Annotated in this window: 1 pseudogene; it reads right to left on the reverse strand. The window is 62.9% G+C overall.

From position 1 onward, the window contains the following. Positions 1-1,512, reverse strand: a pseudogene (locus Q1K29_RS18390) (restriction endonuclease); the annotation flags it as partial.

Raw genomic sequence — 1,512 nt, forward strand, 5'->3', positions numbered from 1 at the left:
GGATCATCGTGTTCGTCGTCGCTGGTACGCGGGAGCGTTTGCATGCGCAACTGCGCTGAAGTGGCGTTGGCATAAGTGGAGTACCTGTGGTCGTAGTGGCTAAGCATCTTGCCTTCGTATAGGGGCAACCACCGGTCCGCGCCCTTCTGCCAGCACCATCCATCGAAGGCGGCGCCCAGTGCCTCTAGGTGTTCTTCTGTGCGGAACTGGCTGGCATCGCTGGCCATGTTGAAGAGGCCTTGCGAGAACCGGAGGCCCCATGGATTCCCGTCAGCCACGCCGTCTCTGAGGAGCACTGGGTGTCGGCGGTAGCAGGCGAGCGTTATTTCTGCGTCGCGCCGCGTGCGGAATAAGGGCAGAGTGCCCGTATTCGGATTCAGTTCTAGGATCTCGCTGCTCTGAAGGGTGAACCGTCGAGCGACCGCATCTTTCACATGACGGTTGAGGAAGCTAAGGCTCACATTCTCGACAGTTCGTCCTCCCGTGATGGACGAGACGGCGAAACGAAACGCGTGATGCACGGCGTCAAAGATCTTCGACTCGTTCTCGAAGTCGTAGAACGCCGCGAGCCGTTGGGTGCGCAACGTATCCCCGAAGAACGCCGAGGTTGTGGCGTCAGTGGCGAGCCCCGTCGGCGTAAGAATGCCGCAGCGCCCTTCCGCGGCGAGGGCACTGCGGAAGTGCTCCGCAAAGATGCTGTAGGTGTTGATCTTCCCGGTTGCACAAAGGGGGAAGCGGCCGCTGTTGCGGATGAGATGTACCTCGGCCCCGCCGCGGCGGGACTCGACCGCGAACTCCCCAGATAGAGCGGGATTGCTGGATTCGAGGGCTTTGATCATGCGCTTGCGTTCCGCTGCGTTCTTCGCCTCAGAGATCGCCGGCTCGCGGGAAGCAAAGAACTCCTTTTCGCTCATCTGCAGGGTCTCCCAAGGGGGATTGCCAAGCACCGCCGAAAAGCCGCCGGTCCACCCAGTGGCGGTGTTCGCGGGCCCTTCCTCGGGCACGTGGAAGATCTCGGGGAACTCCAGATGCCAATGGAAGAGGCGGTGTCGCGCGGCGATCGCGGCCACAGAGTCAAGGACGTGCTGTGGCGCCGTGCCATCTTCGATCTCCACAAGAGTGGCGTGAGTGATCGGCTCAGCGTCGGAGGACTTGCTTCCAAGGAATGCAGCACACCAGGCGTCGGCGACACGCAAGGCACGCACTGTGTGTTCGTCGGCGCGCGCGGTTTCGTATCGCTGAGCCGCCCAACTGATGTCAGCCAGTGTGTGCGCCGCGACGACCCGGGCCGCGACCTGTTCGGCGGCGGTGCGCTGCTCGGCGTTGCTGACGGGGATTCCAGCGGTCGTGAAGAGATCGCCACCACTGCTGCGCTGCTCGCTGTTCAGCTTCCTCCACGCGCTGACGGTCCTCTTGTCGTCGCCGGTGAGGGCCACGTAGGCGGAGTCCGGGATCCCGGGGTGAAGTAGTGCCGGCGTGGTTCCGAGCAATGCGTTGCCGACCTTGATGTGG

The organism is Henriciella sp. (assembly GCF_029937755.1).
Classification (GTDB): Bacteria; Pseudomonadota; Alphaproteobacteria; order Caulobacterales; family Hyphomonadaceae; genus Henriciella.